Source organism: Nocardia sp. PLKS1-43 (assembly GCF_059510335.1).
In genome coordinates, this window is record NZ_JCAJZQ010000005.1 from 368963 (window position 1) to 394113 (window position 25151).

The window sequence follows — 25151 nt, forward strand, 5'->3', positions numbered from 1 at the left end:
AGGAGACATGGAGTGATGAGATGAGGGCAACGGCAGGAGGTTTCGGCGACTCCGCACTGAATGCCGCACGGCGGGAACGGGAATTGCGCGAGCTCGGGGACGGCGGAATCATCGATGTGCTGGTGATCGGCGGCGGGGTCACCGGGACCGGAGCGGCGTTGGACGCCGCGTCCCGCGGGTTGCGGACGGTGCTGGTGGAGGCGCGCGATCTGGCCTTCGGCACGAGCCGGTGGAGTTCCAAGCTGGTACACGGCGGGCTGCGGTATCTGGCCGGCGGCGGGGTCGGGATCGCACACGAGAGCGCCGTGGAACGGCATATTCTGCTCACTTCCACCGCACCGCATCTGACCCGGCCGATCCCCCAGCTGGTGCCCTTGCTGCCGGATATCGGCGCGGCCCAGCGGATGCTGGTGCGCGCGGGATTCGCCGCCGGAGATGTGTTGCGGCGCAGCGCCGGAACCCCGGCCTCGGTGCTGCCGCGCTCGCGCCGAGCCGCTGCCGCCGAGACGCTGCGGCTGGCTCCGACGGTGCGCCGCGCGGGATTGCGCGGCGGGCTGCTCGCCTGGGACGGGCAGCTGGTCGACGACGCGCGCCTGGTGGTGACCCTCGCGCGCACCGCGGCGGCGTACGGGGCGAGCGTACTCACCCGGGTCCGGGCCGAGCGGGTGAGCGGCGACCGCGCGGTGCTGCACGATGCGCTGTCCGGTGAAACGCTCAGCGTCCGAGCGCGTTCGGTGATCAACGCGACCGGCGTATGGGCGGATCGACTGGACCCGACCATCGAACTGCGGCCCAGCCGCGGCACCCACCTGGTTTTCGACGCGGCCGCGTTCGGCGGGCTCACCGCGTCGCTCACGGTGCCGATTCCGGGCAGTAGCAGCCGTTTCGTCTTCGCATTCCCCGCGGCGCACGGCCGGGTGTATCTCGGCCTGACCGATGAGGACGCTCCCGGTCCGGTGCCCGACGAACCGGAACCGACCGACGCCGAGATCGGCTTCCTGCTCGACACCGTCAACACCGTCCTGCGGGAGCCATTGCGCCGCAACGATATCCGCGGCAGCTTCGCGGGTCTGCGGCCGCTGCTGCGCACCGCCGAGGGCAGCACCGCCGACATCTCCCGCGAGCACGCGGTGCTGCACTCCCCGGACGGCCCGATCACCGTCGTCGGCGGCAAACTCACCACCTACCGCAAGATGGCCCAGGACGCCGTCGACGCCGCGGTCGCGCACGCGGGCTCGACCGCTACCCCGTGCCGGACCCGGCGAATCCCCTTGGTGGGCGCGATCTCCGGCGCGGCACGCGATCGCCTGGACGCGCCGCCGACGCTCATCGAACGCTACGGCAGCCAGGCGCGCGCGATCCTGGCTCTGGCACAGGACGATCCGGCTCTGGCCGAACCCGTCGCTCCCGGAATCGACGTGCTGCGTGCCGAATTCGCGTATTCGATCAGCCACGAGGGCGCGCTGGACGTGGACGATCTGCTGGATCGCCGCACCCGGATCGGCCTGGTCGCCGCGGATCGCGCGGCCGCCGCGTCCGCCGCGGCGCAGCTGTTCCGGTGACACGGACGCCCCGCGCGCCGATAGCGGCGGGGCTGCTGTCGGGCGCGGCGGCGTTTTCCTCCGTACGCTGAGACCGATGTGCCGCCGAACGTTCCGATGAACCGCCACACGCGATATCGTCCCGATCGTGCCCGATCGGCCGAGCCCCAGGTTTGCCGGTCCGGCAGCTGGACCAATGCGAAGGAGGCGGGAGTGGCCGAGACACGGCAGACGCCGACCGATACCCGACGGGCCGAGATGTTCGTTGCCCCGGAACACGATCCCCGAACCCGCCTCCACACCACCGGTGACGAACGCAGCGTCCTGACCGAGATCTTGGCCGGTCAGCGCGCCACGCTCGAACTGAAGTGCGCGGGATTGGGCACCGAGCTGGCCCGCCGGTCGGTCGCCCCGTCCACGCTGTCGCTACTGGGGCTGGTGCGGCACCTGGCCGATGTCGAGCGGCGCTGGTTCCGGCGGGTGCTCGCCAAGGAGGACGCCCCGCCGCTGTTCACCTCCGACGACCGTCCCGACGACGACTTCGACGGGGCCAACACCGATTCCGGCTCGATCACCGCGGCCTGGGGCGCCTGGCGGGCCGAGGTCGCCTTCGCCGAGCGCTTCACCACCGCCACCGCCGATCTCGGGGTCACCGGCGTGGACATCTGGCTCGGCGAGGTGTCGCTGCGCTGGGTGCTGGCCCACATGATCGAGGAGTACGCCCGCCACAACGGCCATGCCGATCTGCTGCGTGAGCGCATCGACGGCGCGGTGGGCCTGTAGTGACGCCGGACGCCGCGCGGACATCCGGCGTCCGGCTCAGGAGTTGTTGCCGCCCAGGCTGAATCGCACGCCGCCCGGATCGACCACGGCGGCCATCCGCCCGTACGGGGAGTTCTCCGGTTCGCGTTCCACCGAACCACCCAGGGCCACCAGCGTTTTCACCGCGGCATCGACATCCTCCACGCCGAAGTAGACCCGCCAGCCGCCCGGAGCGCCGGCGGGCAGGAATGCCGCGGAGTCCATCACCCCGCCCAGCATCGGGCTCGTCGAATGGATTGTGGTGTAACGGAATTCCGGAGCATCGGAGACGGTGAACGGGTCCTGCCAGCCGAAGACCTCGCGGTAGAAATTCAATGCCTCGCCGTAGGCGGGGGTGTGCAGTTCGAACCAGGACGGCACGCCCACGTGCTCGCTCCACTGCCCACCGCTGACATCGCCGAGCGCGCCGAACCCGGTGTGCACACCGGGCTGCCACACCCCCACGCCCGCGCCGCTCGGGTCACCGAGAACGGCCATCGTGCCGAGTTCGCCGACCTGCATCGGGGGCACCACCACCCGGCCGCCGTTGGCGGTGGCGGCCGCGGTGGTCGCCTCGGCGTCGGCGCTGGCCAGGTAGATCGTCCACTGATCCGGCCCGCCGGAGGATCCGTCGTTGCGCATACCGCCCGCGACGGCGTTGCCGTCCTTGCGGAACGTGATGTAGCCGCCGTATTCGGGTCCGGCCTGTTCGGCGGTCCAGCCGAGCAGTTCGGAGTAGAACGCGATGGAACGCTCCGGATCCGAGGTGAACAGCTCGACCCAGCAGGGGTCTCCGGGTTTGAAGGTGTAGGTCATGGTGTCTCCTGGGAAGGTGTTGAGGACTCGCACATTGAGACGGCACCGCGAGAGGGAATTCATCGGCCGCGAGAAACACCGGCCGACCACGGACCGGACAGATTTCACTCCAGGCGGAAATCCGTTCTTGACCTCGAGTTGACTTCAGGTTTCACGATGAGATCATGTCCGAGAACCGCACAGCACTCATCACCGGGGCCTCCGCCGGGTTCGGCCGCGCGGTAGCCCTGGCCCTGGCCCAGCAGGGTTGGGAGCTGATCATCACCGCACGCGGTCCGGAAGCGCTGGAGCGGGTGCGAGCGGCGACCGGCGCGACCGCGGTACCGGGCGACGTGGCCGATCCGGCGCATCGCGCTGCGCTGGCCGCGGTGCTCACCGGCCTGGACCGGCTCGATCTGGTGCTCAACAACGCCAGCGCGCTGGGGCCGAGCCCGATGCCGCGCTTGGCGGACTATCCGCTCGACGAATTCGCCACCGTGCTGCGGACCAATGTCGTCGCACCGCTTGCCGTCCTGCAATTGGCGCTGCCGAGGCTGCGGGTGCGCGACGGCACGGTGATCGATGTCAGCTCCGACGCGGCGGTGACGCCCTACGCGGGCTGGGGCGGTTATGGCACGTCGAAGGCGGCGCTGGACCAGCTGACCGCCATCTTCGCCGCCGAGAACCCGCGACTGCGCGTCTACGGCTTCGACCCCGGGGATATGCGCACCGCCATGCACCAGGCCGCATTCCCGGCCGAGGACATCTCCGACCGCCCCGAACCCGGCGCCGTCGTCCCGGCGTTGCTGCGGCTGATCGACACCCGGCCGCCCAGCGGCCGATACACCGCCGCGGAACTGTCGGCCACGCGCTGACGTCCCCGGCAGCACCCATCCGGACCGGACCGCACCCGCCGATTCCGGCCGAACATCGGAGACAGCCATGACCGCCGCCCCACGTGAATTCGTCCTACCCGCCGACCGGGCCGCGACCGCACCCGCGGAGGCACGCGGCCTGGCCCGCGACGAAGTGCGCCTGCTGGTGTCCGGCGGCGCGGGCATCACCCATGCCCGATTCCGCGAGCTGCCGCACTTCCTGCGCCCGGGAGATCTTGTCGTGGTGAACAATTCGTCGACGCTGGCCGCGGCGGTCGATGCCCGGTACCGGGGAGTCCCGGCCGTCCTGCATTTCGCCGCGCGACTGGATCACGGCCGCTGGGCGGTCGAACTCCGCACCCCCGAGGGCACGCCGTTCACCGCGACCGAACCGGAATCCGATGCCCGCGTGGAACTTCCGGGAGCCACGGCGATGCTGCGCACCCCCTGGCTACCCCCGGCCAGACGCCTGTGGATCGCCGAGGCCGACACCGAGGTGACCGCGCTTCTGGCCCGGCACGGCCGCCCGATCACGTATTCCTATGTGACGCAACGGTGGTCACCGGACTTCTACCGGACGATCTTCGGCCGTGAGCCCGGGAGCGCCGAGATGCCCAGCGCCGCAAGGCCGTTCACCGACACTCTGGTCACCGACCTGGTGACCGCCGGGATCACGCCGGCGCCGATCACCCTGCACACCGGCGTATCCTCCCCCGAAACGGGCGAACCACCGAGCCCGGAACGCTATCGCGTCCCGGAAACCACGGCCCGCCTGGTGAATTCGACTCATGCCTTCGGCGGTCGCGTGGTCGCCGTCGGCACGACCGTCACCCGCGCCCTCGAATCCGCCGCCGACCCGTCCGGCCTGGTCCACCCGGCGTCCGGATGGACCGATCTGGTTCTCGGGCCGGACCGCCCCGCCCGCACGGTCGATGCCCTCATCACCGGCTGGCACGAACCCGGCGCCTCCCACCTGGATCTACTGGAGGCGGTCGCCGGAACCGAGCGGGTCGACGCGGCCTACCGCACGGCCCTGGAGACCGGCTATCTCTGGCACGAATTCGGCGATACCGCCCTGCTCTTCGCGGATCCCCGAACCTATTCCGCCGCTTCGAGTTTCGGAACAAGGCGCGCGAGCATGCCCGCGAGCAGCCGTTCCTCCTCGGGCGTCAACTCGGCCAGGGCGCGGTAGGCCCGCACCTGCGAACCGCGGATCTGCGCGGCCAGGTCGCGGCCCTGCTCGGTGGATGCCAGATATTTCACCCGGCGATCGGCCGGGTTGACCGTGCGCAGGACCAGGCCGCGGGACTCCATGCGGTCCGCGACACCGGTCAGATTGGACGGGTCGCAGGCCAGGCGACCGGCCAGCTCGCGCATGGGCAGTTCGGCGGGGGGTTCGTTGAGCGCCAGCAGCAGTTTCGCCTGGGTCAGGGTCAGGCCGTGTTCCTCCGCGGCGGTCAGGAAGTCCTGCAGATAGGCCGAGACGAACCGTCCGATCAGTAACGCAAGCGGACTCGGTTCTGTGGCCTGACTCATAGCGGCGATCCTACCGGTGCGATTGACAACGAATATATTTGAAGCCTTAGATACTTGAGGACTTCAAATGTATCTGCCCTCAAGCTTATGGAGGTGTCACATGACGCGGAAGGCCGCGCTGCTGACCGGCGTCCTCGCGTTCGCCGCGATGATCGTGACCGTCATGCAGACCCAGGCGGTACCGATCCTGGGCCTGATCGCGACGAAACTGCACGTCTCCACCACCTCGGTGAGCTGGGTGACCACCGCGACACTGCTGTCCGCGGCGGTGTTCACCCCCTTGCTGGGCCGCATCGGCGATCTCTACGGCCGCAAACCCACGCTGCTGGGCGTCCTGGTCGTCGCGATCGCCGGCTCGGTGGTCTCCGCGACCGCCGGATCACTGGGCATGCTGCTGGCCGGACGCACCCTGCAGGGTGTGGCGACCGCGATCTTTCCGCTCGCGCTGTCGGTGCTGCGCGACGAACTCCCGGTCGAACGCCTGCACGGCGCGATGGCCATCGTGAGCGGCACCCTCGCCTTCGGCGGCGGTATTGGCCTGGTCACCACCGGTCTGCTCACCCAGGGCAGCGATCCCGGCTACCACGTGGTGTTCTGGTTCACCGCGGGGTTCGCGGCAGTCGCCCTGGTCCTGGCCGCGGTCGTGGTGCCCGTGACCGGCGCGCGGCATACCGGCAGCATCGACCTGCCCGGCGCGATCACCCTCGGCGCCGCGCTCGTCCTGCTGCTGCTGCCGATCTCACAGGGCCACGAATGGGGATGGACCTCGGCCGCGACGCTGGGCTGCTTCGGCGGCGCGATCGTCACGGCCGTGCTGTGGGTCCTGATCGAACGCCGCTCGGCCGCGCCACTGGTCGATCTGGGGATGTTCACCCACCGGCCGGTGCTGTTCACCAACCTGTCCGGCGTCTTCATCGGCTTCGCGATGTTCCTGCTGTTCATGGGCCTGTCGTATCTGGCGCAGATGCCCGCGCGCATCGCCGGATACGGATTCGCCGCATCGATCCTGCGCGCCTCGGTGGAATATCTGCTGCCCAGCACGATCGCCTCGATGCTCGCCGCGCCCCTGGGCGGACTGCTGGTCGGCCGCATCGGCGGCCGGTACGTGCTGGCGCTGTCCGGCGTCGTCGGCGCGGCCGGATTCGCCTGGCTGGCCGTGGCGCACGAGGCGACCGGCACCGTGATCACGGCCGGCGTGGTCGTCGGCATCGCGATCAGCTTCGCCTACGCCGCCATGCCCGCGCTGATCGCGGCCGGCGTCGCGCATCGGCACAACGGCGTCGCGAACGGGATCAACTCCATCTCCCGCACCGTCGGCAGCGCGCTGGGCAGCGCCGTCATCACCACCCTGCTGACCGCGAAGCTGCTGCCGCATCTGCCGCTGCCGCGGGAGGGTCAGTTCACGGTCGCGTTCTGGGTGGGCGCGGGGGCCTGTGTGGCGACCATCGCAGCCGCACTGCTCGGCCTCCGTCCGCAAACCCGCTCGGCCACAACCGAACCCACCGCATCGGAGCTGGTGAGCGCGGTCGGCTGAGGACAATGCCCTATAGCATCGATCGAGGTGTCAGTCGAGCTGGACACGGTCTCAGTTGCGGTTGATAGCATGCCCGACCGTGACCCAGACGCTCAGTCGACACCCGGCCGATGACCGGCCGCTGGACCAGCCCGCCCCCCGACGTGGGAGCAGTCGACTGTGGCGGACCCTCGCCATCGTGACCGGCCTCCTCGGCGCACTGCTGGCCGTGGCGGTACCGCTGCTGCCGGTGCATCAGGAGCAGTCCTCGCTGTCCTGGCCGCAGGCGGGCCGCGCGGCGAGCGTCACCGCGCCGCTGGTGTCCTATTCCCCGACCAGCGTGCACGCCGACATCCCGTGCGGCGCCGCGGCCGCGCTGGGACCGCGCGGCGGGACGCTGCTGTCCACGGTCCCGGCGGCATCCGGGGCATCCTGGCACTACGGCCTGAACGTCCTGGTCGCCGCCGCGCCCGCCGGCAACCGGCTGCAGGTGGTGCTGCGGGATCAGACGCTGATCGACACGCCGGTGCGCGAGCTGCCGCGCGACTGCACGATCACGATCTCCTCCGACAGCACCGCCACCACCGTCGCGGCCGGCGGCGCGCCCGTCACCCTGGCCGGTGAGCACCGGCCGCAACTGGTCGGCCTGTTCACCGATCTGACCGGCGCCGCACCGGCGGGGATGCACGCCGACGTGGTGATCGACTCGCGATTCACCACCTCCCCGACCGTGCTCAAGCTGATCGCGATCATCGGCGCGGTCATCGCCACCGCCGCGGCCCTGTACTCGCTGCACCGGCTCGACTGCCAGGACGGCCGGGGCAATCGACGCGTACTGCCGCGCCGCTGGTGGCGGCCGCGCCTGGTCGACATCGCGGTACTGGGCACGCTCGTGCTGTGGTACTTCATCGGCGTCGGCACCGCGGACGACGGCTACATCTTCGGCATGGCGCGCACCGCCGGGCCCGCCCGGTACCTGGCGAACTACTTCGCCTATTTCGGCGTGCCGGAGACGCCCATCGGCATTCCCTACGACAACCTGTTCGAACTGCTCGCGCGCCTGTCCACCGCCAGCATCGTGGTGCGACTGCCGGAACTGATCTTCGGCATCGCGTGCTGGTTCCTGATCAGCCGCGAGGTGGTGCCGCGACTGGGCGTCGGCGCGCGCACCGAGCGTTCGGCGATCTGGGCCGGCGGGCTGGTCCTGCTGGCGTTCTGGCTGCCCTACAACAACGGCCTGCGCCCCGAACCGGCGATCGCGCTGGGCGTCCTGCTCACCTGGGTGTCGATGGAGCGCGCACTGGCCACCCGGCGCCTGGCCCCGGCGGCGGTCGCGCTGATCCCCGCGGCACTGGCCGTGGTCACCAACCCCTCGGGCCTGATCTGCTTCGCCGCCCTGCTGGCCGGGGCGCGACCGCTGGTGCAGATCATCGTGCAACGCGCCCGCACCTCGGGATACGTCGCGCTGATCGCGCCCGCGCTGGCCGCGGGCCTGGTCGTGCTGACCATCGTCTTCGCCGGACAGCCGCTCGCCGAGGTGTCGGCGATGCGTCAGGCGCACAAGGTCGTCGGCCCCGATATGCCGTGGTACACCGACTATCTCGTCTATCAGGATCTGCTGCAGCCGACCCCCGACGGTTCGCTCGCGCGGCGCTTCGCGATGCTGGTGATGTTCCTGGCGCTCGCGGCCGCGGTGATCACACTGCTGCGCAAGAGCGGCCGGATTCCCGGACTCGCGGCCGGACCCACCCGGCGCATCCTGGGCACCACGGTCGCCGCGGTTCCGCTGATGATGTTCTCGCCCACCAAGTTCACCCATCACCTGGGCGTATTCGCCGGTCTGGGCGGCGCGGTCGCGGTGGTCGCCGCGGTCGCGGTGGGCTCGCGGTCGCTGCGGTCCGCGCGCAACCGCGCACTGTTCGCCGCCGCGGTCTTCGCCATGCTGGCCCTGTCGTTCGCCAGTTCCAATGGCTGGTGGTATGTGGCGAGTTATCGAATCTCCTGGTGGGACAAGCCCATTTCGATCCACGGAATCAAGGCGGGCACGGTGCTGCTGGCGATTTCGCTGCTGCTGATCCTCGCGGCGGGGTGGTTCCACATCCGCGAGCCGTTCCACGGCGCGCGACGCACGCCGCGTCGCCCGATCCCGATCCTCGCTGTCGCGGCGGCACTGGTCGTCGCGTTCGAGGTGCTCTCGTTCGTCAAGGCGGCAGCCCAGCAGTACCCGGCGTTCTCCCTGGCCTCCTCGAACGTCAAGGCGCTGACCGGCGACGCCTGCGGTATGGCGAATGACGTACTGGTCGAGCCGGACGCGAACGCCGGTGTGCTGCAACCGTTGTCGGGCAGCCCGGCGCGCGCGCTGGGCGGCGACACCAACGACGGCTTCACCCCCGACGGCCTGAACCTGGCCGACCTGACCCCGGACGGTTCGGCCGCGGCCGCCGCCTCGGTCGGCCAGTCCCTCGGCAGCGCGGGCACCACCACCAAGACCGGTAAGGACAACACCGGAGCCGGTGGCGAGGCCGCGAAGCCCGGCATCAACGGCAGCACCATCCCGCTGCCGTTCGGGCTGGATCCCGCGATGACCCCCATGCTCGGCAGCTTCGGCAGCCCCGGCGCGCAGAAGTCGCTGATCTCGGGCTGGTACCGCCTGCCCGCCGCGGACTCCTCGGGCAGCCGCGGCCAGATCGTCTCGATCGCGGCCGCCGGGCGCATCGCCTCCACCGATATCGACAACCTGCCCGTGGCCGGACAGAACGTCCAGCTCGAGTACGGCGTCGCCGGGCCCGGTGGGGTGCAGGCGCTCGGCCGGGTCACCCCGGACGATGTGAGCGTATTGCAGCCGTCCTGGCGCAACCTGCGGGTTCCATTGCGCCAGTTGCCTTCCCAGGCCGACGTCGTGCGCGTGGTCGCCTCGGTGAACAGCTCCGATCCGCTGCAGTGGGTCGCGGTGACCCCGCCGCGCGTGCCGCGGTTGCAGAGCCTGGACTCACTCGTCGGGCACAGCGATCCGGTTATGCTGGACTGGCTCGTCGGCCTGCAGTTCCCGTGCCAGCAGCCGTTCCGGCACCGGGACGGCGTCGCGGAGGTCCCGAAGTACCGCATCACCCCGGATTTCGCGGCCGCGATCATGACCACCAACTGGCAGAGTCACGCCTCGGGCGGCCCGCTGGGTTACCTCCAGCTGCTGACCCGCTCGGAGGTGATGTCCTCGTATCTGAAGGACGACTGGAAGCGCAACTGGGGTGAGATCGAGCGCCTGGTTCCGCTGGATCCGAAAGCGACTCCCGCCCAGCTGGCTACGACCACCGAGCAGCGGTCCGCCAACTGGAAGCCCGGTCCGCTGAACTTCGACATCAGATAGCGACGCGGACAGCAGTGCGGGCGGCCCCTCCGGGAGGCCGCCCGCACCTGTTTCGCGGAGTGCTACACCCGGCGCTGTCCGGATGCGTCGAAACCGTTGCCGCTCAACCGAAGACGGCGCAGTTGTTACCCATGTGCGCGCCGTTGGCGGCGCGGATGTCGACGTACGGCGTCGGCGCGCCGGGCGGCGTCGCCGCCTGCACGGCGGTGATGTGGTGCCAGCCGACCGTGGCCGGCACCCAGGGCGCGACCACCGTGGCGCCCGAGGGCCGGAACCAGCCGATCGACCGATTGTTGTCGAAGACCTGGACCGGCTGGACCGGGTCGGTGACCGTCACCTGCACGGCGGACTGGCAGCCCACCGCGTAGTTGGTGCCCAGTCCGTAGTTCATACCCGGTTCGGCGCCCACCTGCGTCGCGGTCGCACCGGCGGGTGCGGCGAGCAGCGCGGCCGGGGTGAGCAGCAGCGCCGCCACGACCGGCGCCGCCGCGGCGGAACGTGCGATGCGCCGACGAATCCGCGCGGTCCTGAGTCCTTTGTCCATCCTGTTCCGATCCTTGCTGTCCGGTTCCGGGGCAGCCACCCCGGCGGTCGCATCGATACTTGCCTCCCGAGGCCCGCGATGGGGCCGATTTCGCGGCATCCGCGGCAACTGTGTCGTACCCGGACACGGCACGATCGTCCCGATTCGTGAACGATCCCGAACATCGTCCGCGACCGCCGTGACACCCCACGCAGGCTCGGCATTCGGCTCGCGGTCGCCGATCGCGTACGGGGCCGATTGTCCGGATCGTTCGGTCAGGAGGACGATGGAGCCATGCACCGCAGCGCTCCGTCCCACGATATCGACGAATCCAAGGTCGCTGTCTCGCCGCCGAAGCGTCAGGCGGCCGGCGTCACGGCCGTGACGGTCGCACTCGAGCGGGCCGTCGAGGAGATGGGCGTGGTCCGCACCGCCCGCACCCTGACCAGGATCAATCAGCGGCACGGGTTCGACTGCCCGGGATGCGCGTGGCCGGAGCCGACCGACCATCGGCGCCCCGCGGAGTTCTGCGAGAACGGCGCCAAGGCGGTCGCCGAGGAGGCGACGCTGCGCACGGTCGATCCGCAGTTCTTCGCCCGGCATTCGATCGCGGAGCTGTCCGGCAAGTCCGGCTACTGGCTGGGCCAGCAGGGCCGGCTGACCCATCCGATGGTGTTGCGGCCGGGCCAGGACCGCTACACCCCGATCGCGTGGGACGAGGCGTACCGGCTGATCGCGGACGAACTGCGCGCCCTCGACTCCCCCGACGAGGCCCTGTTCTACACCTCCGGCCGCACCGCCAACGAGACCGCCTTCCTCTATCAGCTGCTGGTGCGCAGCTTCGGCACCAACAATCTGCCGGACTGCTCGAACATGTGCCACGAATCCTCGGGCACCGCGCTGAGCGCCTCGATCGGCATCGGCAAGGGTTCGGTGACGATCGACGACTTCCCCGCGGCCGAGGTGATCGTCGTGGCCGGTCAGAATCCCGGCACGAACCACCCTCGCATGCTCTCGGCGTTGCAGAAGGCCAAGCAGCACGGGGCCCGGGTGATCGCGGTCAATCCGCTGCCCGAGACCGGATTGCTGGGCTTCCGCGATCCGCAGACGCTGCGCGGGCTGACCACCGGGATCGATATCGCCGACGATTTCCTGCAGATCCGCCTCGGCGGGGATATGGCCCTGTTCCAGGGCCTGGCCAAACTGCTGTTCGAGGCCGAGGACCGCGCGCCCGGTACGGTCGTGGACCGCGCCTTCGTCGACACGCACACGGCGGGTTTCGCCGAATACGAGAAGCAGATGCGTGCGGTCGATCTGGACACGGTCGTCGAGGCGACCGGTCTGACCCGCGACGACCTGGACCGCACCGCCGGACTGCTGGCCGCCTCGAAGTCCACGATCATCTGCTGGGCCATGGGCCTGACCCAGCAGCGGCACGGTGTGGCCACCATCGAGGAGGCCACCAACCTGCTGCTGATGCGCGGCATGATCGGCAAGCCCGGCGCGGGTGTGTGCCCGGTGCGCGGGCACTCCAACGTGCAGGGCGACCGCACCATGGGCATCTGGGAGAAGATGCCCGAAAGCTTCCTCGCCGCACTGGATTCCGAATTCGGCATCACCAGCCCGCGGCAACACGGCTACGACACCGTCGATGCCATCCGGGCCCTGGACGAGGGCCGGGCCAAGGTGTTCTTCGGCATGGGCGGCAATTTCGTCTCCGCCACCCCCGACACGGCGGTCACCGAGGCCGGGCTGCGCCGGTGCGCGCTGACCGTGCAGGTCTCCACCAAACTCAACCGCAGCCACGTCGTGCACGGGCGGACCGCGCTGATCCTGCCCACCCTGGGCCGCACCGATCTGGACCTGTCTCCGCTCGGGGTGAAACAGCAGGTGTCCGTGGAGGATTCGATGTCGGTGGTGCATCTGTCGACCGGCCGCCTGACGCCGGTGAGCCCGGAGCTGCGCAGCGAGGTGGCCATCGTCTGCGAACTCGCCCAGGAACTGCTCGGCCCCGGACATCCCGTGCCATGGGCGAAATTCCGCGACGACTACGACGCGATTCGCGACTCGATCTCCCGCGTGGTCCCCGGATGCGCGGACTACAACACGAAGGTGCGCGCCCGCAACGGTTTCCAGCTGCCGCATCCGCCGCGCGACGCCCGCGAATTCCGAACCGCCACGGGTAAGGCGAATTTCGCGGTCAACGAGTTGCGGTGGCTGCCGGTCCCCGAGGGCAGGCTGATCCTGCAGACCCTGCGCAGTCACGATCAGTACAACACCACCATCTACGGCCTCGACGACCGTTACCGCGGTATCCACAACGGCCGCCGGGTGGTCCTGGTCAACGCCGAGGACATCGCCGAATTCGGTTTCGCCGAGGGCGATCTGGTGGACCTGATCTCGGAGTGGACCGACGGCGTGGAACGCAGGGTCACCGGCTTCCGGCTCGTCGCCTACCCCACTCCGCGCGGTAACGCGGCCGCCTACTATCCCGAGACCAACCCGCTGGTCCCGCTGAACCACGTGGCCGAACGCTCCAACACTCCGGTGTCCAAGGCCGTCACCATCCGGCTGGAACCCCACGTCCACACCGCGTGAGCGGCTACACCGTACGTCCGCGGCGCGGTTTCGCCGAACCGATGACGCCGCGCGAGGACAGGAACGAGGCACAACCATGAGCAGGGTGACGGCTCGGCGCAAGACGCTGCGGATCTCCGCCGACGGGCAGGTGCGGCGGCCGGACACCCTGGCCGTGGAGGAACCGCTCGAGCTGCGCGTCGACGGCGAGTCGCTGACGGTGACCATGCGCACTCCGGGCAACGACATCGACCTCGCGCACGGATTCCTGTTGAGCGAGAACATCATCGGATCGGCACAGGACATCGTCTCGGCCCGGTACTGCGCCGGTGCGGACCGCTGCGCGCCCGGCGCGAGCAACCTGCGCAATCACCTGGGGTTTCCGGAGGCGCCGCCGGACACCACCGCCGGACAGAACACCTACAACATCCTCGACATCGAATTACGCACGCCCACACCGATTTCCGCCCGGAAGATCCTGACCACCAGCGCCTGCGGCCTGTGCGGCAGAACCACCCTCGACGAGGTCCGCACTCGCAGCCGCTATCCCCTGCCCGCGCACGGCCCGGCCGTGGCTACCGCCACCCTGGCCTGCCTGCCGGACGAATTGCGGGACCGCCAGAAGGTTTTCGCCTCCACCGGAGGCCTGCACGCGGCGGGCCTGTTCACCGCAGACGGCGAGGCGGTGGCCGTGCGCGAGGACGTCGGCCGGCACAACGCGGTGGACAAGGTGATCGGCTGGGCCCTGCGCGAAAACCGGATTCCCGCAGACGATCTCGTCCTGATCGTCAGCGGACGCGCCTCCTTCGAACTCGTCCAGAAGGCCGTGATGGCCGGGATCCCCATGCTGGGCGCGGTGTCCGCCCCCAGTTCCCTCGCGGTGGACCTGGCCCTGGAGACGGGGCTGACCCTGGTCGGCTTCCTGCGCGGGCAGACCATGAACGTCTACTCCGCACCCGAGCGCCTCACCGGCGTCCCGCTCACCGCACACGCCGACTGATTTCGGGCCCCGCGACTGCTACGCTGCAAAACTGAAACACGTTTCAATCCACTGGGAGCAGGCATGGGTACGCAGCAGAGTCGCGCGACGGTCGAACGGTACGTGGAGCTGGTGGCGAGCGGAACGGCCGCGCAGATCCTCGAGCTCTACGCCCCCGAGGCGGTCGTGGAGGATCCGATCGGCAGCGAACCCCGGCGCGGGCTCGAGGCCATCCGCGAGCTGTACGCGGTCCTGGAACCCTTGCAGCGCAAGGCCGAAGCGACCACGATCCGGGTATCGGGCAAGCACGCCGCGGTGGCCTTCACCATGGTGTCCGAGGGGCACGGACATCGGATGACGATCTCCCCCATCGACATCATGGAATTCGACGACGAGGGTCGCATCCTGAGTATGCGCGCCTACTGGAGCCAGGACGACCTGCAGGTCGAACCGGTCTGACCCACACCGGCTCCGACTCGCGCCACGCCGCCGGTCTTGTCCGGGCCATTCGCCCGAATTACCGTGATCGTGCAACGCGATCGCGGCGAGGCGGGAGGATCGGATGCGGATCTCGGTCGAACGTGCGGGAAACAACCTGCGGGTGCGAATGCGCCTGGACGTCAATCGGCGACGCTGGTTGATCACCCGAATCGCGCTGGGGATTCTGGCGGTCGCGGGCATCCTCACCGGCCTGTGGGGCGTGCTGGCGCCCGGGCCGTTCTACCGCGCCATGCCGGGCCTCGGCCTGAACTGGGTCGCGGCGGACGGCCCCTACAACCACCACCTGGTCGCGGATACCGGAGCGTTCTTCCTGGCGCTCGGCGCGATGACCGCCGTCGCGCTGTTCTACGGCGACAGCCTGCCGGCTCGGGTGGTCGGCGGCGGCTGGGTGGTTTTCGGGGTGCCGCACATGATCTATCACCTCGCCCACCGCCCGGCCGAAATGTCCACGGGCAACTACATTCTCGAGATCGTCGCCGCCATCGCGCTGCCGCTGCTCGGCTTGGTCGCGGCGCTGGCCGCACCGCGCGAACGCGTCCAGGTCCGCGACCCGGCGCCGATGACTTTCCGGCTGCCGGGCCGTCGTAACAGATGAACGGATCGACGGTAACGAGCTCACTACGACCGGCGATTTCATCAATAGCGGACGAAGGTTCAACGGCGAACCAGGGAGGTCAACGGCGACCTCCGGCAACGGGCACGACCGGGCATATCGGCCGTCACCGGTCCGGGGCGAGTGCAATACGATGCGCACTCGCCCAGTGATCAAGGGGGTGTGGAACCGTCCTGCCCGACGATCTCCTCGCGCGGTACCGCCGAGAGGATCATCAGGGAGTTCAGCAGGCCGCGCCGGTCGGCGGCACTGAGCCTGCTCAGCAATAGCTCCTCCTTGGCCTGAATATCGGCCTGCGCGGCGTCGCAGACCGCTCGCCCCCGCGCGGTCAACGCCAGAACTCGTGCACGCCGGTCGGCGGGGTCCGGTCGACGCTCGATCAGACCGCGCTGCTGCAGATCGTCCAGGACCGGGATGATCCGCGTCTTGTCCGCGCCTATTTCCTGAGCCAGCACGCCCTGCCCGCGAGCCGGCCCCCGGCCGAGCCCGAGCAGCACGGAATAGGCCCACATCGTCAGCCCGTGCTCGTCGAGTACCGGCTGTTCCGCCGCCATCAGCGTGCGCGCGAGCGGCGCGATCATCGCCGCCAGGTCGGGACGCCGGCCGCCGGGCTCGCCGGATGTGCGCGGCCCGGCCGACCGCGCAGAGCCTTGCGATGCGCCACCGTCGAACTCGCTCATGTCAGCAGACTTTACGTGTTCTCAATTAGTAAGCATGGACATACGATACGCATTCGCTTACTATTCGAGCATGAGCATTCCCGATATCCGCGATCTGAATCGCCGCGCCGTCGACTACTCGGTCGAGATCGTCTCCCACCTGAAACCCGGCCATCTCGAACAACCCACTCCCTGCGCGGCATGGACCGTCGCGGATCTGCTGGCGCACATGACCGTTCAGCACCGAGGCTTCGCCGCGGCCGCCCGCGGCAACGGCGCGGACCTCGACGTCTGGAAGGTGCAGCCGCTCGCCGCCGATCCGGTGCGCGACTACGCCGACGCCGCCGCGGAGGTCACCGCCGCCTACGACCGGCCCGACATCCTGGACCGCACCTTCGATCTGCCCGAATTCGGCCCCGGTGTCCAAGCACCCGGAAGTATGGCCCTGCGCGCCCACTTCATCGATTACGTCGTGCACGGCTGGGATATCGCCCGCGCGCTGGATGTGCCCTATCGGCTCGCCGACGACTTCGTCGAGCCGTCCCTGGAGATAATTCGCATGGTCCCCACCGGCGAGGACCGCAAGGCATCCTCGGCCTTCGCCACGGAACTCCCGATCGCACCGGATGCCGCTCCCCTGGATCGAATCCTCGCCCACCTGGGCCGCAACCCGTCCTGGCCGCACTGACCGGCCGCGGCCGCCGATCGGCAGGCCCCGGAGGCCCGCCCCATCACGCCATCGACCGATCCGCGTCATCCGGCCCCTGGGGCGCCGACCCACTCACGATGAGGCGGACGAGCGCACCGATCGATGACGAACCACACGCGGCCCCGCGGGTTTTCCGCGATCCGCGTAGCGGCGACGTGCGCCGAAACCCGGACGGGCCCCGGAAGATTCACTCTCCCGGGGCCCGTTCGGACGTATCGGCGAACTCAGGCGGACTTCTCGCGACGCTCGGTGCGCTGGGACTGCTTGCGCGGCACGATCGTCGGCAGCACGTTGTCGTTGACGGTGTCGGCGTTCACGACCACCTTCGCGACGTCGTCGCGGCTCGGGATGTCGTACATCACCGGCAGCAGCACCTCTTCCATGATGGCGCGCAGACCGCGAGCGCCGGTGCCGCGCAGGATCGCCTGGTCGGCGATGGCCTCGAGGGCGTCCTGGGTGAACTCCAGGTCGACGCCGTCCATGTCGAACAGCCGAACATACTGCTTGACCAGCGCGTTCTTCGGCTCGGACAGGATCTTGACCAGCGAATCCTTGTCCAGGTTGGTGACCGAGGCCACGACCGGCAGGCGGCCGATGAACTCCGGGATCAGACCGAATTTGATCAGGTCCTCGGGCATCACGTCGGCGAAATGATCGGTGGTGTCGATATCGGCCTTCGAGCGGACCTCGGCGCCGAATCCGATGCCGCGCTTGCCGACCCGGTCCTGCACGATCTTCTCCAGGCCCGCGAACGCGCCCGCCACGATGAACAGCACATTCGTGGTGTCGATCTGGATGAACTCCTGATGCGGGTGCTTGCGCCCGCCCTGCGGCGGCACGCTGGCCTGGGTGCCCTCCAGAATCTTCAGCAGCGCCTGCTGCACGCCCTCGCCGGAGACGTCGCGGGTGATCGACGGGTTCTCGGACTTGCGGGCGATCTTGTCGACCTCGTCGATGTAGATGATGCCGGTCTCGGCGCGCTTGACGTCGTAATCGGCGGCCTGAATCAGCTTGAGCAGGATGTTCTCCACATCCTCACCGACATAACCGGCCTCGGTCAGCGCCGTGGCGTCGGCGATGGCGAACGGGACGTTCAGCATCTTGGCCAGCGTCTGAGCCAGGTAGGTCTTACCGCAACCGGTGGGGCCCAGCATCAGAATGTTCGACTTGGTGAGCTCGACCGGCTCGCCACGGCCGTCGCGACTCTTGTCACCGGCCTGAATGCGCTTGTAGTGGTTGTAGACCGCGACCGCCAGAGTGCGCTTGGCGGTGTCCTGCCCGATCACGTAGTTCTCCAGGAAGTCCCGGATCTCGGCGGGCTTGGGTAGTTCGTCGAGTTTGACCTCGCTCGATTCGGCGAGCTCCTCCTCGATGATCTCGTTGCACAGGTCGATGCACTCGTCGCAGATGTACACCCCCGGTCCCGCAATGAGCTTCTTGACCTGCTTCTGGCTCTTTCCGCAGAACGAGCATTTGAGCAAGTCGCCGCCATCACCGATGCGCGCCATCTCGTGGGTCCCTACTTCCTTGTCCGCGTGCAACCGTCTGTTCCGGTCGCCGACAAGCCGCCTCCAAACAACGCTACCCGCAACACCCTGTGCGGTGTCGGCCGCCGGACGATACTCCCGGGCGCCGACCTGTCGAGTTTGTGCGGTCCTTGCCGACAACCACGAGCGAAGGTCCCTGGAATGACCGTACCTGTTGGGCCCGATGGAGGGCGACAACTTGGCATGTTTCCCACGACGCCGTGTCCGGATCGACCGGACGCGATGTCGTGGCCGGCGCGTCCCAGTACCGACAGCCTACGGCCACCGGGACGCCGCCGCCGAACCACTCACTTCTTCTGGGCGCTCAGCTTGCGGTAGTCGAAGACCTGATCGACGATGCCGTAATCCTTGGCCTCTTCCGCGGTGAGGATCTTGTCGCGGTCGGTGTCCTTGCGGACCTCCTCGGGGCTCTTGCCCGTGTGCCGGGCCAGGATGGCCTCCATCTGGGACCGGATCCGCTCGATCTCCGCCGCCGCGATCTGCAGGTCCGAGACCTGGCCCTGGATGCCGCCGGTGCGGGGCTGGTGGATCAGCACGCGGGCGTTGGGCAGCGCGGCGCGCTTGCCCGGAGTGCCCGCCGCCAGCAGCACCGCCGCCGCCGAGGCCGCCTCGCCGAGGCAGACCGTGGCCACGTCGGCGCGCACGTACTGCATCGTGTCGTAGATGGCCATCAGCGCGGTCACGTCGCCGCCGGGCGAGTTGATGTACATGGTGATGTCGCGGTCGGGGTCCAGCGACTCGAGCACCAGCAACTGCGCCATGACGTCGTTCGCGACGGTGTCGTCGATCGGCATGCCGAGGAAGATGATTCGCTCCTCGAACAGCTTGTTGTACGGGTTCGACTCCTTGACACCGAAGCTCGAGTGCTCGATGAACGACGGCAGGATGTAGCGCGACTGCGCGCCTCCGAACGCCTTACCGCCGAGGCCCGCACGCGGGTCGAAAAGATTGGCCATCTTCGTCTCCAAAGTCCTTGTGGGGTGTGCTTATTCGCTGCGGCCGTTACCGGCCTGGGCCTCGCGGCTGATCACGCGGTCGATGAATCCGTAGTCCAGGGCCTCCGCGGCGGTGAACCAGCGGTCGCGGTCGGCGTCGGCCTCGATCTGCTCGACCGTCTTGCCGGTGTGTTCGGCCTGCAGGCGGTTCATCTCCTCTTTGTTCTTCGCGTACAGATCGGCCTGGATGGCGATATCCGCAGCGGTGCCGCCGATGCCCGCCGACGGCTGGTGCATCATGATCCGCGCGTGCGGCAGGGCCAGACGCTTGCCCTTCGCACCGGCGGTCAGCAGGAACTGGCCCATCGAGGCCGCCAGGCCCATACCGATGGTCATGACGTCGCACTCCACGAACTGCATGGTGTCGTAGATGGCCATACCGGCCGAGACCGATCCGCCGGGCGAGTTGATGTAGAGCGAGATGTCGCGCGTCGGATCCTCGGCCGACAGCAGCAGCATCTGGGCGCACAACTTGTTGGCGATGTCGTCGTTGACGTCGGTGCCCAGGAAGATGATTCGTTCCCGCAGCAGGCGCTCGTAGACCGAATCACTCAGGTTGAGCCCAGAAGTTGGGGATGTCATTAACGGATACCTGCCCTCTCTCACCGGCTCGCTGCTTGCAAGCACGCAGTCTCTATCCAACGTGCGATCTCCCGTGGGCACGTCGTCCGGCGTCACCCGAACCGCCCCTCCGCTCGACCGCATATCTGATTCGCTGACACAAACCCTAACGAAGCAGGGCGGCACCGAACTCCCGGTACCGCCCTGGCTTCGCTCACAGCGCAACTTCGCCGCGCATTCCTTCTATCACTCGGCGGTCGCGGTAGTCGTCTCCGCGGCCTGCTCGTCCTGTCCCTCGTCCTCGGAATCGGCAGCGCCGCCGAACATTTCGTCGGTGTCCACGGTGTTGCCCGCGGTGTCGGTGACCGTCGCCTGGCCGACCACACCGGCCAGCGCCTTGCCGCGGCGCACGTCGGCGAAGATCGCGCCGAGCTGACCGGCCTGCTGGATCTGCTGGATGAACTGCTCCGGCGACAGGCCGTACCGCTGCGACTGGAACAGGATCCGCTCGGTCAGCTCGTCCTGGCCGACCTGGGTGTCCTCGGCGTCGGCGACCGCGTCCAGCAGCAGCTGGGTCTTGACCGACTTCTCCGCGGACTCCTTGGTGTCCTTGTCGAACTCCTCGCGGGAGGAGCCCTGCGCCTCGAGCGCCTCGGCGAACTTGGCCTCGTCGTGGTCGAAGCCGTGCACGGCGTCGTGCAGGACCGCGTCGATCTCGGCCTGCACCGCGCCCTCGGGCAGCGGCACCTCGGTCTGCTCGAGCAGCGACTCGAGCACCTTGTCACGGATGACGCCCGCCTGCTCGACCTTCTTCACCCGCTCGACGCGGGTGCGCAGATCGTCCTTCAGCTCGTCGATGGTGTCGAATTCGCTGGCCAGCTGGGCGAATTCGTCATCGGCCTCGGGCAGCTCACGCTCCTTGACCGAGTTCACCTTGACGGTGATGACCGCCTCCTTGCCCGCGTGCTCACCGGCGACCAGGGTGGAGGTGAACTCCTTGGACTCCTCGGCGTTCATACCTATCAAGGTCTCGTCCAGGCCCTCGATCAGCTGGCCTGAGCCGACCTCATGGGACAGGCCGGTGGTGGACGCCTCCGGAACCTCCTGGCCGTCGACCGTCGCGGACAGATCGATGGAGACGAAGTCGCCGTCCCGCACCGCGCGCTCGGCGGTGGTCAGGGTGCCGAACCGCTGGCGCAGCGACTGCAGCTGCTCCTCGATGTCGGCGTCCTCGATCGAGATCGGGTCGACCGTGACCGCGATGCTGGAGAAATCGGGCAGGTTGATCTCCGGGCGAACGTCCACCTCGGCGGTGAAGGCCAGCTCCTGGCCGTCCTCGATCTTGGTGATCTCGATCTCCGGACGGCCGATGACCTTGACATCGCTGGTGGTCACGGCCTCGCTGTAGCGGGCCGGGAGCGCGTCGTTGACGACCTGTTCCAGGACCGCGCCGCGTCCCAGCCGGGCCTCGAGCAGTTTGGCCGGGGCCTTACCCGGGCGGAAGCCCGGAATACGAACCTGACCGGCCAACGCCTTGTAGGCCCGATCGAAGTCCGGCTTCAGCTCCTCGAAGGGCACCTCGACATTGATGCGGACCCGGGTCGGGCTCAGCTGCTCGACGGTGCTCTTCACGGACATGCTCCTTGTTCGTTGTTCACTGGATGAAGGTCTTCTCTTCGTCCCCCCGGACGCATCCCGAATAGCCTAGCGGGCCCGCCTCCCCGCGCCTAAGCGGGCTCCTGCGCCTCCCCGCGGCTTCAGCGGGCCGTTCGGCGCGGAGAGACCGCCGCTTCGGACCGGCGGCAGAGTGACTCGTCACCGCTCGGACGTCCCCGGGGAGTTACCCGTGTACTCCGCGAATCAACTCCCCACTTTCACCGCGTCGGTGACGAAGACCAGGGTTTCGTTGGGTTTGATGCCGTTGCCGCCCTCGCCGTAGCCGAGGTTGGGCGGGATGATCAGCAGCCGGCGACCGCCCTGCTGGATTCCGACCAAGCCCTGATCCCAGCCGGGGATGACCTGGCCCGCGCCCAGTTGCAGCGGGAAGGGCTCGTGCCGATCGAAGGAGCTGTCCAGCTTCTTCTTGTCCGACCAGGTGACCAGTGTGTAGTTCATGCTGACCTGATCGCCGGTCTTGGCTGCCGGTCCGGTGCCGGGGATCAGATCCTTGGTCACCAGATGGGTGGGCGGATCGCAGTCGTCGGGGATGGTGATCGTCGGCGCCTGGCCGAATCCGCCGGTGGTCTTGACGTCGTCGGCGGTGCATTCGTGCCCGTGGCTCGCCGTTGGGGCGGCCTGCGCCGACGCGGCCGTCGAGGTCGCGGCGGTGGTCGAGCTCGCCGAGGACGACGAGGTGCTGCCGCTACTGCACGCGGTGAGCGCGACCGCGGCCGCCGTGACCGCCGTCGCGCCGAGGATTCTGGCCAGTGTGTGCATGCGCCGCACCCTAATCCACCATGCCGCCGCACGCCGAGCCCGGTAGCGTGGCAGCCGATATTCCGGCCCGAAGCGGGTATCTCGCACTCTGTCCGAGCCCAGCACAACTGCGTTCGAGAGGGGCACTTCGCGCATGACCGAACTGGCTTCCCAGGGTGGCGACACCTCGGCCGACAACATCGACAGCGGCGGGGGCGAAACACTCGCGCCGCGGCCTTATCGCCTGTCCGATGCTCCCGGACCGCTCGGCCGCGAGGAACTCGAGGGCCTGGACATGTGGTGGCGCGCGGCCAACTATCTGGCGGTCGGGCAGATCTATCTGATGGCCAACCCGCTACTGCGTACACCGCTGGAACCCGCGCACATCAAGCCGCGCCTGCTCGGGCATTTCGGCACCGTTCCCGGGTTGAATCTGATTTGGGCACATGCCAATCGGGCGATCCTGGCCCGTGACCTGGACGCGGTGTTCGTGGCCGGGCCGGGCCACGGCGGGCCGGGCCCGAACGCCTGCGGCTGGCTCGAGGGCACGTATTCGGAGCTGTACAGCCACATCGGCCGCGACGCCGAGGGGATGCGCGAGTTGTTCGCCCAGTTCTCCTATCCCGGCGGTGTGCCCAGTCACTGCGCGCCCGAGACGCCCGGCTCGTTCCACGAGGGCGGCGAGCTGGGCTATTCGCTGTTGCACGCATTCGGCGCTGCACTGGACAATCCGGATCTGACGGTGTTCTGCGTGATCGGCGACGGTGAGGCGGAGACCGGTCCGCTGGCGGGCAGCTGGCATGCGAACAAATTCCTCAACGCGGGCCGCGACGGGGCGGTGCTGCCGATCCTGGCGCTGAACGAGTACAAGATCGCCAATCCCACTGTGCTGGCACGAATTCCGGAGGCCGAACTGACCTCACTGCTGCGCGGATACGGCTACGAGCCGATCATCGTGGCAGGCAGCGATCCGGGCGAGGTCCATCAGGCCACGGCCGCGGCCGTGGACCGCTGCCTGGATCGCATCGCCGAGATCCAGCGCGCCGCCCGCCGAGACGGCGTCGACGATCGCCCGGCCTGGCCGATGATCGTGCTGCGCACGCCCAAGGGCTGGACCTGTCCACCCGTGGTCGACGGCGATCGGGTCGAGGGCACCTTCCGCGCCCACCAGGTGCCGCTGCCCGCCGCGCGTACCGATCCCGGGCATCGCGCGGTCCTCGAGCAGTGGCTGCGGTCCTACCGCCCGGAGGAGCTGTTCGACGAGACGGGCGCGCCGATGCCGCAGGTGCAGGCGCTCGCGCCGCCGGGGGATCGGCGGATGAGCGCCAATCCGGTGAGCAACGGCGGCACGCTCGTTCGCGATCTGCGGCTGCCGGATTGGCGGAACTACGGCGTCGAGGTGCCCGCACCGGGCGCGACCAGTCACGAGGCCACCCGGGTCCTGGGTGGCTGGCTGCGCGATGTCACCGCGGCCAATCCGGACAACTTCCTCACCTTCGCCCCGGATGAGCTGGCCAGCAATCGATTACAGGACATTCTCGAGGTGACCGGTCGCGGCTGGCAGGCCGAGATCGGCGAGAACGACGTGAAACTCGATCGCACCGGCAGAGTCGTGGAGGTGTTGTCCGAGCACATGTGCCAGGGGTTGCTGGAGGGGTATCTGCTCACCGGCAGGCACGGGGTGTTCACCTGCTACGAGGCGTTCATCCACATCGTCGATGCGATGTTCAACCAGCACGCCAAATGGCTCGATGCCAGCGCCGCGGTGCCGTGGCGACGCCCTATCGCGAGCCTGAACTATCTGCTGTCCTCGCACGTGTGGCGACAGGACCACAACGGTTTCACCCACCAGGACCCGGGATTCCTCGACGTCGTGCTGAACAAGAGTCCCTCGATCGTGCGGGTGTATCTGCCGCCGGACGCCAACACCCTGCTGTCCACCTACGATCACTGTTTGCGTTCGCGTCACTACGTGAACGTCGTCGTCGCGGGCAAACAGCCTCAGGCGGACTGGCTTTCGGTATCCGACGCCTTCGCGCACTGCACCCGCGGCATCGGCATCTGGGAGTGGGCGGGGCACAACGACGAGATCGGCACCGGCCCCGACGTGGTCCTGGCCTGCGCCGGTGACGTGCCGACGCTGGAGACCCTGGCCGCCGCGTCGATTCTTCGAGAACGACTGCCGCAGTTACGCATCCGCGTGGTCAACGTGGTCGATCTGATGCGCCTGGTGCCCCGGGAGGAGCATCCGCACGGCCTGTCCGACAGCGAGTTCGACACCCTGTTCACCGCCGATCGCCCGGTGATTTTCGCCTTCCACGGTTACCCGTGGCTGATTCACCGCCTGACCTACCGCCGGACCAACCACAGCGGCCTGCACGTCCGGGGATACAAGGAAAAGGGCACCACGACAACGCCTTTCGATATGGTCATGCTGAACGACCTGGACCGGTACCACCTGGTCATGGATGTCGTGGACCGGGTGCCCGGCCTGCGCGAGCGCGCGGCCGGGCTGCGGCAGGAGATGGTGGACGCCCGGCTGGCGGCCCGCGCCTGGACCCGCGAGCACGGGGTGGACATTCCGGCGGTCGCCGAGTGGAAGTGGCCGTATCGCACGGAGTGAGCCGCGGCCGCGGTGTCCGGAATT

Annotated in this window: 21 protein-coding genes; 12 read left to right on the plus strand and 9 right to left on the minus strand. The window is 68.8% G+C overall.

Going from position 1 to position 25151, the window contains the following annotated elements; all coding sequences use genetic code 11:
- Nucleotides 1–20: 20 nt before the first annotated feature.
- Both AC5WS7_RS21070 and AC5WS7_RS21075 read left to right on the plus strand, forming a co-directional pair.
- Nucleotides 21–1562 carry a glycerol-3-phosphate dehydrogenase/oxidase gene (locus AC5WS7_RS21070; protein WP_495956254.1) on the plus strand — a complete coding sequence of 514 codons (1542 nt, stop codon included), beginning with the start codon at nucleotides 21–23 and terminating at the stop codon, nucleotides 1560–1562.
- Nucleotides 1563–1754: 192 nt separating this feature from the next.
- The gene (locus AC5WS7_RS21075; protein ID WP_495956255.1) at nucleotides 1755–2324 is read left to right on the plus strand and encodes a DinB family protein; all 570 of its coding nucleotides are present in this window, start codon (nucleotides 1755–1757) and stop codon (nucleotides 2322–2324) included.
- Between the two features lie 36 nt (nucleotides 2325–2360).
- Here AC5WS7_RS21075 and AC5WS7_RS21080 read toward each other — a convergent pair whose 3' ends face one another.
- Nucleotides 2361–3158, minus strand: coding sequence for a VOC family protein (locus tag AC5WS7_RS21080; RefSeq protein ID WP_495956256.1), 798 nt, complete (start codon nucleotides 3156–3158; stop codon nucleotides 2361–2363).
- Between the two features lie 164 nt (nucleotides 3159–3322).
- Here AC5WS7_RS21080 and AC5WS7_RS21085 point away from each other — a divergent pair, with 164 nt between their 5' ends.
- The gene (locus AC5WS7_RS21085) at nucleotides 3323–4012 is read left to right on the plus strand and encodes an SDR family NAD(P)-dependent oxidoreductase (protein WP_495956257.1); all 690 of its coding nucleotides are present in this window, start codon (nucleotides 3323–3325) and stop codon (nucleotides 4010–4012) included.
- 67 nt (nucleotides 4013–4079) lie between these two features.
- A complete protein-coding gene (locus tag AC5WS7_RS21090; protein WP_495956258.1) occupies nucleotides 4080–5204 on the plus strand; it encodes an S-adenosylmethionine:tRNA ribosyltransferase-isomerase in 1125 nt (374 codons plus the stop codon).
- On the opposite strand, the gene AC5WS7_RS21095 is transcribed toward AC5WS7_RS21090, so the two are convergent.
- On the minus strand, nucleotides 5111–5548 hold the full coding sequence (locus AC5WS7_RS21095; protein WP_495956259.1) for a MarR family winged helix-turn-helix transcriptional regulator: 438 nt from the start codon (nucleotides 5546–5548) through the stop codon (nucleotides 5111–5113). The two genes, AC5WS7_RS21090 and AC5WS7_RS21095, sit on opposite strands and share 94 nt — an antisense overlap.
- Nucleotides 5549–5648: 100 nt before the next feature.
- On the opposite strand from AC5WS7_RS21095, the gene AC5WS7_RS21100 reads away from it, so the two are divergent.
- Together AC5WS7_RS21100 and AC5WS7_RS21105 are read left to right on the plus strand one after the other, a co-directional pair.
- On the plus strand, nucleotides 5649–7082 hold the full coding sequence (locus AC5WS7_RS21100; RefSeq protein WP_495956260.1) for an MFS transporter: 1434 nt from the start codon (nucleotides 5649–5651) through the stop codon (nucleotides 7080–7082).
- A gap of 79 nt (nucleotides 7083–7161) precedes the next feature.
- Nucleotides 7162–10425 carry an arabinosyltransferase domain-containing protein gene (locus tag AC5WS7_RS21105; protein WP_495956261.1) on the plus strand — a complete coding sequence of 1088 codons (3264 nt, stop codon included), beginning with the start codon at nucleotides 7162–7164 and terminating at the stop codon, nucleotides 10423–10425.
- 103 nt (nucleotides 10426–10528) lie between these two features.
- On the opposite strand, the gene AC5WS7_RS21110 is transcribed toward AC5WS7_RS21105, so the two are convergent.
- Nucleotides 10529–10969 (minus strand): hypothetical protein, encoded by a 441-nt coding sequence (locus tag AC5WS7_RS21110; RefSeq protein WP_495956262.1) that lies wholly within the window; start codon nucleotides 10967–10969, stop codon nucleotides 10529–10531.
- 273 nt (nucleotides 10970–11242) lie between these two features.
- Between AC5WS7_RS21110 and AC5WS7_RS21115 the strand changes: the two genes are divergently transcribed.
- From AC5WS7_RS21115 to AC5WS7_RS21130, 4 genes are all read left to right on the plus strand, one after another.
- The gene (locus AC5WS7_RS21115) at nucleotides 11243–13546 is read left to right on the plus strand and encodes an FdhF/YdeP family oxidoreductase (RefSeq protein ID WP_495956263.1); all 2304 of its coding nucleotides are present in this window, start codon (nucleotides 11243–11245) and stop codon (nucleotides 13544–13546) included.
- 76 nt (nucleotides 13547–13622) lie between these two features.
- Nucleotides 13623–14525, plus strand: a complete 903-nt coding sequence (gene fdhD / locus AC5WS7_RS21120) for a formate dehydrogenase accessory sulfurtransferase FdhD (RefSeq protein ID WP_495956264.1) — start codon at nucleotides 13623–13625, stop codon at nucleotides 14523–14525.
- Nucleotides 14526–14588: 63 nt separating this feature from the next.
- On the plus strand, nucleotides 14589–14963 hold the full coding sequence (locus AC5WS7_RS21125; protein WP_495956265.1) for a nuclear transport factor 2 family protein: 375 nt from the start codon (nucleotides 14589–14591) through the stop codon (nucleotides 14961–14963).
- A gap of 103 nt (nucleotides 14964–15066) precedes the next feature.
- Nucleotides 15067–15600, plus strand: a complete 534-nt coding sequence (locus tag AC5WS7_RS21130) for a hypothetical protein (protein ID WP_495956266.1) — start codon at nucleotides 15067–15069, stop codon at nucleotides 15598–15600.
- Nucleotides 15601–15770: 170 nt separating this feature from the next.
- Here AC5WS7_RS21130 and AC5WS7_RS21135 read toward each other — a convergent pair whose 3' ends face one another.
- Nucleotides 15771–16199, minus strand: coding sequence for a MarR family winged helix-turn-helix transcriptional regulator (locus tag AC5WS7_RS21135; protein WP_495956446.1), 429 nt, complete (start codon nucleotides 16197–16199; stop codon nucleotides 15771–15773).
- 169 nt (nucleotides 16200–16368) lie between these two features.
- Here AC5WS7_RS21135 and AC5WS7_RS21140 point away from each other — a divergent pair, with 169 nt between their 5' ends.
- Nucleotides 16369–16965, plus strand: a complete 597-nt coding sequence (locus AC5WS7_RS21140; RefSeq protein WP_495956267.1) for a TIGR03086 family metal-binding protein — start codon at nucleotides 16369–16371, stop codon at nucleotides 16963–16965.
- 245 nt (nucleotides 16966–17210) lie between these two features.
- Here AC5WS7_RS21140 and clpX read toward each other — a convergent pair whose 3' ends face one another.
- The 5 genes from clpX to AC5WS7_RS21165 form a co-directional block, all read right to left on the minus strand.
- Nucleotides 17211–18494 (minus strand): ATP-dependent Clp protease ATP-binding subunit ClpX, encoded by a 1284-nt coding sequence (gene clpX / locus AC5WS7_RS21145; protein ID WP_495956268.1) that lies wholly within the window; start codon nucleotides 18492–18494, stop codon nucleotides 17211–17213.
- Between the two features lie 326 nt (nucleotides 18495–18820).
- Entirely contained in the window at nucleotides 18821–19489 is a 669-nt protein-coding gene (locus AC5WS7_RS21150) for an ATP-dependent Clp protease proteolytic subunit (RefSeq protein WP_495956269.1), read from the minus strand.
- Between the two features lie 30 nt (nucleotides 19490–19519).
- Nucleotides 19520–20110 (minus strand): ATP-dependent Clp protease proteolytic subunit, encoded by a 591-nt coding sequence (locus tag AC5WS7_RS21155; RefSeq protein WP_495956270.1) that lies wholly within the window; start codon nucleotides 20108–20110, stop codon nucleotides 19520–19522.
- Between the two features lie 225 nt (nucleotides 20111–20335).
- The gene (tig, locus tag AC5WS7_RS21160; protein ID WP_495956271.1) at nucleotides 20336–21721 is read right to left on the minus strand and encodes a trigger factor; all 1386 of its coding nucleotides are present in this window, start codon (nucleotides 21719–21721) and stop codon (nucleotides 20336–20338) included.
- 228 nt (nucleotides 21722–21949) lie between these two features.
- Entirely contained in the window at nucleotides 21950–22525 is a 576-nt protein-coding gene (locus AC5WS7_RS21165) for an FKBP-type peptidyl-prolyl cis-trans isomerase (RefSeq protein WP_495956272.1), read from the minus strand.
- Nucleotides 22526–22658: 133 nt separating this feature from the next.
- Here AC5WS7_RS21165 and AC5WS7_RS21170 point away from each other — a divergent pair, with 133 nt between their 5' ends.
- Nucleotides 22659–25127 (plus strand): phosphoketolase family protein, encoded by a 2469-nt coding sequence (locus tag AC5WS7_RS21170; protein WP_495956273.1) that lies wholly within the window; start codon nucleotides 22659–22661, stop codon nucleotides 25125–25127.
- Nucleotides 25128–25151 lie beyond the last annotated feature (24 nt).